The following is an 8,681-nucleotide window of genomic DNA, read 5'->3' on the forward strand; positions in this document are numbered from 1 at the left end:
CCACCCCATACCGCGTGTCCACTCATTCCTACTTCATGGGTCTGACATCTGAACCCCCACCCAAAAGCCCCCATGGACCTCCCATTCCATAGAGGGAAGAATGTCGCCGCCCCATGGTTCCCTCACGCTCTGGCCTGCTCGTCCTGTCGCTCCTGCTCCTGTCCTCCCCTTCGTGGGCGGACAACAACGCCGACGAGGCGGATATCGCCTTCGAGCTGGGCAATGACGCCTACGCCAAGGGGCAGTACACCGAGGCGTTGCGCTCGTACTTCACCAGCTACCGGCTGGTGCCCAACCGCAACGTGCTCTTCAACATCGCCCGCTGCTTCGAGGCGCTGGGCAAGTTCAACGAGGCGTACCGCTACTACAACGACCTGCTCACCGAGGACCTGCCCACCGAGGACGCCTCGGAGGTGTCGCGCTCGTTGGACCGGCTGCGCCCCAAGGTCGCGCTGGTGAAGGTCACCACCGTGCCCAAGGGCGCGGACGTCTACGTGGACCGCATGGACCTGGGCAGCCGGGGCCGCTCGCCGCAGACGCTCGCGCTGTCGCCGGGCCGGCACAAAATCATGGTGAAGAAGGACGGCTACCGTCCCACCGAGGCCACCGTCACCGTGGCGCGCGGCAAGGAGACGGAGCAGACCTTCGACCTGTTCCTCATCACCGGCGGCGTGGAGCTGACCGGCACCCCCGAGGGCGCCGAGGTGCGTGACGCCCCCAACGGCCCCGTCATCACCCGGCTGCCCGGCCGCGCCCGCCTGCCTCCCGGCCAGCGCATCCTCTACGTGCGCGCGCCCGGCTACGCCCCCGGCCAGTACGTGGTGGACGTGCCCGCCGACGGCAGCGTGCCGCTCTCCGTGTCGCTGCGCGTGCAGGACCGCCCCTCGGGCCGGCTCGTCGTCACCGCCAACCGCGACGGCGCCACCGTGCGCGTGGACGGCCAGCCCGCGGGCTTCACGCCCACCGTCGTCACCCTCCCCGAGGGCGAGCACCAGCTGGAGGTGGAGAGCCGCGAGGTGCGCCCCCTGCGCCAGAAGGTGACGGTCATCGCCGACCAGGAGGTGAAGGTCCACGCGGAGCTCAGGTACGCACCCCCGCCCGTGCGCGCCGCGTCCAAGAGCCTGGTCGCCGTCGACGACGCGCCCGCCTCCACCACGGTGCTCACCCAGGAGGAGCTGCGCGCGTTCGGCTGGCGCACGCTCGCCGAGGCGCTGTCGGGCGTGCGCGGCTTCTTCCTCACCGACGACCGCACGTACACCTATCTGGGCGTGCGCGGCTTCTCGCCCCCGGGCGACCTCAACACGCGCATCAGCATCCTCTGGGACGGCCACCCCATGAACGACGTGTGGGCCGGCCAGGGCTTCGCCGCGCACGACTTCAACGTGGACCTGCTCGAAATCGAGCGCATCGAGGTGGTGCGCGGCCCGGGCAGCTCGCTCTACGGCACCGGCGCCTTCTTCGGCGTCATCAACGTGGTGCCCCGCGAGTCGCTCGGCCAGGACAAGCACCTGGAGGTGACGGGCGCCGTGGGCGCGCTGGGCACGACGCGTGGACACGCCACCGCGGCGTGGGCGAGCGGCAACCGCTCCATCCTGGTGAGCGCCGCGGCCCTGACGGCCTCGGGCGCGGACACCACGCGGCTGCTCGCCGACCGGGAGTACCTGGTCACCGGCCTGGACGCGGAGCGCGCCGCCACCGGCTCCATGCGCGCGCGCGTGGGCGACTTCGCCTTCCAGGCCATGCTCAACGTGCGCTCCAAGGAGCTGCCCACCGCGCCCTACGGCACCGTCCCCGGCACGGAGGGCAACCGCGTGAAGGACCTGCGCTTCTTCGCGGAGGGCCGCTACGAGCACGAGTTCTCCGAGAACTTCAGCCTGTCCGCGCGCGGCTCGTTCGACCTGAGCCGCTACGACGGCATCTACGTGTACCAGGAGTCGGCCGGCGGCCCGCGCGAGGAGACCGGCGACGCGGACTGGGTCAACGCGGAGCTGCGCGCGCAGGTGGGGCTGTTCGAGGGCAACCGGCTCACCCTCGGCGTGGAGGCCCAGGGCCAATTGGGCGTGCGGCAGTCGACGAACCCCGGCCCCATCCTCGAGACCAAGACGCGCACCATCCTGTCCGCGTACCTGCTCGACGAGTGGAAGCTGCACCCCCGGCTGAGCCTGTCGGCGGGCCTGCGCCTGGACAAGTACACGGACGTGGACGAGACCCCCATCACGCCGCGCGTGGCGCTCATCGCCCGACCCTACGACGCGGGCCTCACCAAGCTGGTGGCCGGTAACGCCTTCCGCGCGCCCACCATCTACGAGCTGCACTACGCGGACGGCATCACCCAGGCCGCGCCGGAAGCGCTGGACCCGGAGACCATCACCACCTTCGAGCTGGAGCACGGCCACGACTTGACGGACGAGCTGCGGCTCACCGTGGCCGGCTACCACAACCGCATCTCCAACCTGGTCCGGCTGCAGGAGGAGGCCAACCCCTCAGGCCAGTGCGGCACCTCCACCGAGTGCCTCGTGTTCGGCAACGACAGCGGCACCACGCTGGCGTGGGGCGCGGAGGCGGGCGTGCACTGGCAGCCGGGTCGCTACCTGCTGGTGGACATAAGCTACTCGTACGTGCGGCTGCGCAACGCCTCGGACGAGGTGGCCGCCGCGGCCCCCGCGCACCTGGTCTCCGGTCGCCTGCTGATGCCCATCGGCGGCGGCGACATGCGGCTGGCCACCCAGGCCACCTACCAGAGCGCGCGCCCCACCGGAGAGGGCGGCGCCGACAGCGGCGAGGCGCTGCTCATCAGCTTCGGCCTCTCCGGTGACTACGGCCCGCTGCGCTACTTCGCCGGCGTCCACAACCTGCTCGACACGAACTATCGGATTCCGGTGTCGGACGAGAATTCCATCGCGCCGGTGCCCCAGTACGGTCGCACCTTCACCCTGCAGCTGACCGGGACGTTCTGATGAGCGCGTCCGGCGCCGCGCCATCCGAGCTCGCGCTCGACTTCATCCAACCCGGCCACGCGCTGTACGCCGGGGAGCTGGAGCTGCGCTTCCGGGTGCTGCGCGAGCCGCTCGGCTACACGCGCGAGCAGGTGACGTTCCCCTTCGAGGACACGAGCCTCCATCTGGTCGCGCACGTGGGCGGACAGGTGCTCGGCTGTGTCCTCTTCCATCCCGAGGACCCGCGGGGTGGCCGGCTGTTCCAGATGGCCGTGACGCCAGAACTCCAGGGCCGCCAACTGGGGGCCCGACTGGTCCGGACGTTGGAGGCGGAGCTCGTGCGGCGAGGCCTCACCCAGGTCCACCTGCATGCCCGACAGGCGGTCGTCCCCTTCTACGAACGGCTGGGTTATTCCACGTACGCGGAAGCGTTCCTGGAAGTCGGCATTCCACACCGGCACATGCGGAAGTCACTCGGGACGTAGGCGCGTGAGCGGTGCTCACCAGCGGACACCGGCGCATGTCGTCGAGCATCCGGGCTGACCATCGCCGCGTCGCCCCCTGACCTCAACAACCGGGGGATGCTGGTAACCTTTCCAGCGCGGTCAGCGAGCCAGCGACATCGAGGAGACACGATGAACGGAACGAACGACGGACGCGGCGCGCCCCCTTCGCATCGGGCCGGCCCCTCGGGAGCTTCCAGGGATGGAGAGCTGGAGGACGAGGGCCTCGCCTCGGACGCGGAGGCCGAGCGCGCGCCTCGCCGCCCCATCCAGGTGATGGAGGACAACACGCTGCACACGCGGCTGACGAAGGACCTGGGGGTGCACTACCCCTTCGTCAGCGCGGGCATGGCCTTCGTGGCGCTGCCGCCGCTGGTCATCGCGGTGTCGGAAGCAGGTGGCATCGGCATGCTGGGCTCTGCGCCCGAGCCCGCGCCGTTCCTGCGCGCTCGCATCCAGGCCATCCGCGCCGGCACGCAGCGGCCCTTCGGCGTGGACTTCATCCTGGACCATGCGCGGGCCGGGGACCTCACCACGCGCGAGCACATCGACACGTGCATCAGCGAGCGTATCCCCGTGGTCGCGTTCCACTGGGCCCTGCCTCCGGCCGCGTGGGTGAAGGACTTGAGGGCCGCGGGCATCCGCGTCTGGGTGCAGGCGGGCTCGGTGGAGTTCGCGAAAGGCGCGCTGGCGCTCGGCGTGGACGGGCTCATCGCGCAGGGGCGACAGGCGGCGGGCTACAACCGGGGGACCACGCCCACGTTGAAGCTGGTGCGGGAGCTGCGCGCGTTGACGAGCGAGCTGCCCCTGTTGGCCGCGGGGGGCATCGCGGACGCGCTGAGCGCGGCGCGCGCGATGTATCACGGCGCGGACGGTGTCTGGGTGGGCACGCGCATGGTGGCCTCCGTGGAGGCGTACGCGCACCCGGGCTACAAGCAGCGCCTGGTCGACGGGGACGCGCGCGACTCGGACTTCACCACGCTCTTCGGGCCGGAGTGGAGCGGCCCGAGGCAGCGGGTGCTGCGCAACCGCGTGGTGCGCGAGTGGGCGGGCCGGGAGGCGAAGGCGCCGACGCAGACACAGGACACCATCGGCACGACGCGGCTGTTCCCGGGGCTCGCGGGGGGTGACGCGCTGTACACGATGCCGCGCTTCAGCGCCTTCGTGCCCACGCCCGACACACAGGGGGATTTGGAGGAGATGGTGCTGCCCGCCAGCGGCTCCAGCATGGCGCGCATCGAGAGCGTTCAGCCCGCCGGGCAGCTCGTGGTGGAGATGATGGAGGGGGCGCACCGGCTGCTCGCGAACCCGTACGAGCTGGAAGCGGACACGGACGAGAACGACCGCTCCTGAGGCCGGACGGACGGCGCTCCGCCCGCCTGGTCTCGGGCGGAGGATTCGGGTGATGCGGCCGTGGGAGTTGGAGTAGGAACCCACCGACGACGGGTGGGCTCCATGACGATGACGAAGACGCAGGCGCACTGGCGACGCGTGGCACTCTCGGGATGGCTCGGGCTCGCGCTGTGCGGCGGCGTGGCGGTGGCGCGGGCGGTGACCTCGGAGGTGAGGGCGCCCTCGCGGCGCCTGTCCCCGGAGGAGCGCGAGCTGCTGGGGCGGATGGCCGCGGAAGCCGAGCCCCACTGGCGGCGGCGCTCGATGCACTCGTTCCCCGGCGACCACTGGTCCCAGGATGACGACTTCGGTGCCTCGGAGCGCGGCTGGGTGATGAACGAGGCGCGACGGCGCGATGTCCCCGTCACGGACGTGTTCGACGCCATCGACACGGAGCTGCGCGCCTCGTCGCCCGTGACGGCGCCTCGCAAGGCCACCGCGAGCCCGTGCAAGCCACGGCCGTTCTACGACTGATGCGCGGCGAGACCTCTCACCTCGCGTGGTCTGCGCGTGCCTCGCGCGACGGCGGCGCTCGCGAGCGGGCGGATGATGAGTGCGCTCCGACGCCAGGGGGCTTCCCGCGCGTGACGTCGCCCGGGGCAACCGGAGCGCTTTGCCTCGCCGGTTGCTCACTGCAACCCCGGTGGGCAGCGACAGTCGCCGACCTCCCGATGCCACGAGCGAGCCTCCCACACGAGGCGTCGCCCGGGACGGACGGAGCGCATCGCCCCGCCGACTCCTCACTGACTCCTCGGTGGGAGCCGCTGGCCGATGCGCTCTCGCCGATGCACGGGAGCACCTCACACGTGACGTCGTACGGAGCCGATGAAGCGCTCTGCCCCACCGCTTCCCCACTGCATTCTGGGTGGGCGGCGACGGTCGATGTTCACTCGCCGATGCGCGGAAGCACCTCGCACGTGACGTCGCCCGGAGCCGATGAAGCGCTCCGTCCCACCGCTTCCTCACTCCATCCTCGACGGATGCGAGCCACCTCTCCCGCTCTCGCGCTCCACGGCGCGCCCCTTCGCGCATGACGACCTCGTCCCACGGATTGCTCCGCGCCGTGCACCGCGCCGCCTCGCTCACCAGCGTGCGCCTGGCCCTCTTCGGCGTCATCGCGCTCATCGCGTGCTGGCGGCCCCTGTCCGTCGCCGGCGGGCTGAACGATTTCCGCGACTCGCACCTGCTCGACTCATACGAGGACGCGGGCACGCGCAGCGTAACGCACTACGGACAGCTCCCGCTGTGGAACCCCTGGTCCTGCGGCGGGCAGTACGCGCTCGGCAGTCCGCAGACGCGCGTCTTCGCGCCCACCGTGCTGGTGTCCTCGCTCATCGGTCCGCGCCGCGCGGAGCCCGTGCTGCTGTGGATGTTCCTCGTGCTCGGCATGGAGGGCTTCTTCCACTACGCCCGACGACGCGTGGGCTCCGCGACAGGCGCGCTCGGCGCCGCGCCCCTCTTCGGGTTGATGGGCTTCACCGCGCTGTCCTGGTCCATCGGCTGGCTCAACTTCGCGGGCTTCCTCCTGCTGCCGTGGCTGCTCGTCGGCACCCGCCGCGCCGTCGAGGGCAGGCTGTCCGGCGCCGCGCTCGTGGCCGCCGTCTTCTCCCTGCTGCTCGCCTTCGGCGGCACCTACCCCGTGCCCATGGGCGCCCTCTTCGTCGTCCTCGAGACGGGCCGCTCGCTCTACACCCTGCGCGGCACGCCCCGCCGCATCCAGGCCCTGTGGTCCCTGGGCGCCACCGCGTGCTTCACGCTGGCCGCCTGTGCCTTCCGCCTGTGGCCCATCCTCGAGACGATGCGCTCCTCGCCGCGCGTCATGGCCGGCACACCAGGCAACGCGCTCACGCCGCTCGTGAAGATGCTGCTCGAGCTCCCCGCGCGCTCCGGCTACAGCGATACCGGCAACTTCTACTTCGCCCCCGCCGCGCTCGCGCTCGCGCTGCCGGCCCTCGCCTTCGCGTGGCGTCGCGCGCTGTACCCCGCCATCGTCGCCGGCCTCTGCGCGTGGATGGCCGCGGGCTACGCGGCGTCACCGTCGCTGTTCGCGGGCCTGCGCACGCTGCCCATCTTCGAGACGTTCCGCTACCCCGAGCGCTTCCTCGTCCCCACCTGCTTCTTCCTCGCCGAGCTTGCGGCGCTGGGCCTCACCGTCCTGCTGGCGCGCACGTGGCGCTCGCCCGCGCGGTGGACCTGGGCCGCGGCGGCCGCGTGCGCGGTGGACCTGGCGAGCTGGGGGCTCCAGCTTCGCGCCTTCGACAACCTCTCGCACTGGGCGCAGATGATTCCGCAGCCCGTCGAGAAGGAGCAGCCCTTCGCGCAGGCGCGCGGCAACCGCTGGTCGCAAGGCCACCTGCTCGCGCTCAACCGAGGCTCCATCGCCTGCGGTGAAGCGTGGCCCGTGCCCATGTCCTCCAAGCTGCGCGGCGACCTGAACCAGGAGGAGTACCTGGAGGAGCCCGGCTCCGGCACCGCGCGCCGCGTGGAGTGGACCCCCAACCGCCTCACCGTGGACGTGGACGCCACGCGGCCCACCGTGCTCCTGGTCAACCAGAACTGGCACCCCGGCTGGAAGTCCTCACAGGGCGAGGTCGTCTCGCACGACGGGCTGCTCGGCGTACGCGTGCCCGAGGGCCACCATCAGGTGGTGCTGAGCTTCCTGCCCCGCTCGGGGCTCGGAGGCTCGATGGTCTCCGTGCTCGCGTGGGTGGGGCTTGGTCTGCTCCTGTGGCGCGAGCGTCGGGGACAGCGGCTGTCCTGGCCCGCGACGGTGGGCGTGGCCCTGGTGCCCCTCGTCGCGTGGGGCGTCGTGGCCACCGCCTGGAGCGAGCCCGTGGCGAAGCCGGACCCGCGCAACCAGGATGGCTCTCCGCTGACGGTGGCGCAGCTGCCCGCGAAGGCCACGCCCATCAACGCGCGCTTCGGTGTGCCCGTGGAACTGGTAGCCGCGGAGCTTCCCGAGGAGCCCGACGCGGAGGGCATCGCGTCCATGGTGCTGAACTGGCGCGTGACGGGGCCGGTGCCGCGCTCGGTGGGCATCTTCGTGCACATCGTCGCGGCGGACGGTCGTCGACTCGGCGCGGACCACGACGTGGTGGGCGGCACCTGGTTCTTCACCGACGCCCCCAGGGACACGCTGCTGCGCGACGCGTTCTCCGTGTCCACGCGCGGCTGGCCCCAGGGTGAGTGGACGGTGATGGTGGGGCTGTGGCACGCGGGCGGCGACCAGTCGCGCGTGCCCCTGCTCGAGGCGCCGGGACGGCCGGTTTCCGACGGCCGGGTGGCCGTGGGGACGTTCACCGTTCCACGGAAGGTCCGGGCCAACGAGTCCTCCGTGAACCCATAGTCCGAGTGCCGACAGCCCGCGCGAGACGCGCGGCGCCCGGGGCGTTATGAAGCGCGGCATGCGAATCCTGCACACCATGTTGCGCGTGGGGAACCTGGAGAAGTCGCTCGACTTCTACACCCGGATCATCGGCATGACGCTCCTGCGCCGCCGTGACTACCCCGATGGGAAGTTCACCCTGGCCTTCGTCGGCTTCGGCCCCGAGGACACGCACCCCGCACTGGAGCTCACCCACAACTGGGGCGTGGAGAAGTACGAGCTGGGCACGGCCTACGGCCACGTGGCCCTGGGCGTGAAGGACATCCGCGCGACGTGCGACGCCATCCGCGAGGCCGGCGGCAAGGTCGTCCGCGAGCCGGGGCCGATGAAGCATGGCACCACCGTCATCGCCTTCGTCGAGGACCCGGACGGCTACCGCGTCGAGCTCATCGAGCAGGGAACCTGAAAGCCCCCGTCCCCACGCGCGGAAGGGCTGACGTGACGTCCCAGCCCCCCGCGCCACGC

General features: G+C 71.5%; 6 protein-coding genes. All 6 read left to right on the forward strand.

Features of this window, described 5'->3' with window-relative positions:
• The first annotated feature begins 113 nt into the window (after positions 1 to 113).
• Positions 114 to 2,957 carry a TonB-dependent receptor gene (locus FL311_RS37900; RefSeq protein ID WP_141332543.1) on the forward strand — a complete coding sequence of 948 codons (2,844 nt, stop codon included), beginning with the start codon at positions 114 to 116 and terminating at the stop codon, positions 2,955 to 2,957.
• On the forward strand, positions 2,957 to 3,421 hold the full coding sequence (locus FL311_RS37905; RefSeq protein WP_141332544.1) for a GNAT family N-acetyltransferase: 465 nt from the start codon (positions 2,957 to 2,959) through the stop codon (positions 3,419 to 3,421). The genes FL311_RS37900 and FL311_RS37905 overlap by 1 nt, the downstream gene beginning before the upstream one ends.
• 150 nt (positions 3,422 to 3,571) lie before the next feature.
• Positions 3,572 to 4,792, forward strand: coding sequence for a nitronate monooxygenase family protein (locus FL311_RS37910; RefSeq protein WP_141332545.1), 1,221 nt, complete (start codon positions 3,572 to 3,574; stop codon positions 4,790 to 4,792).
• Positions 4,793 to 4,894: 102 nt separating this feature from the next.
• Positions 4,895 to 5,305, forward strand: a complete 411-nt coding sequence (locus FL311_RS37915; protein WP_141332546.1) for a hypothetical protein — start codon at positions 4,895 to 4,897, stop codon at positions 5,303 to 5,305.
• 556 nt (positions 5,306 to 5,861) lie between these two features.
• Positions 5,862 to 8,177 (forward strand): hypothetical protein, encoded by a 2,316-nt coding sequence (locus FL311_RS37920; protein WP_141332547.1) that lies wholly within the window; start codon positions 5,862 to 5,864, stop codon positions 8,175 to 8,177.
• Positions 8,178 to 8,235: 58 nt separating this feature from the next.
• On the forward strand, positions 8,236 to 8,622 hold the full coding sequence (gene gloA / locus FL311_RS37925) for a lactoylglutathione lyase (protein WP_141332548.1): 387 nt from the start codon (positions 8,236 to 8,238) through the stop codon (positions 8,620 to 8,622).
• Positions 8,623 to 8,681: the final 59 nt, after the last annotated feature.

Origin of the sequence: Myxococcus sp. AB025B (assembly GCF_006518215.1) — a bacterium.
Classification (GTDB): Bacteria; Myxococcota; Myxococcia; order Myxococcales; family Myxococcaceae; genus Myxococcus; species Myxococcus fulvus.

Bases quoted from the DNA above. Each gene is read 5' to 3' on its own strand.
- FL311_RS37920 (WP_141332547.1), top strand. From the start codon at position 5,862: ATGACGACCTCGTCCCACGGATTGCTCCGCGCCGTGCACCGCGCCGCC.
- gloA (WP_141332548.1), top strand. From the start codon at position 8,236: ATGCGAATCCTGCACACCATGTTGCGCGTGGGGAACCTGGAGAAGTCG.
- FL311_RS37905 (WP_141332544.1), top strand. From the start codon at position 2,957: ATGAGCGCGTCCGGCGCCGCGCCATCCGAGCTCGCGCTCGACTTCATC.
- FL311_RS37915 (WP_141332546.1), top strand. From the start codon at position 4,895: ATGACGATGACGAAGACGCAGGCGCACTGGCGACGCGTGGCACTCTCG.
- FL311_RS37900 (WP_141332543.1), top strand. From the start codon at position 114: ATGGTTCCCTCACGCTCTGGCCTGCTCGTCCTGTCGCTCCTGCTCCTG.
- FL311_RS37910 (WP_141332545.1), top strand. From the start codon at position 3,572: ATGAACGGAACGAACGACGGACGCGGCGCGCCCCCTTCGCATCGGGCC.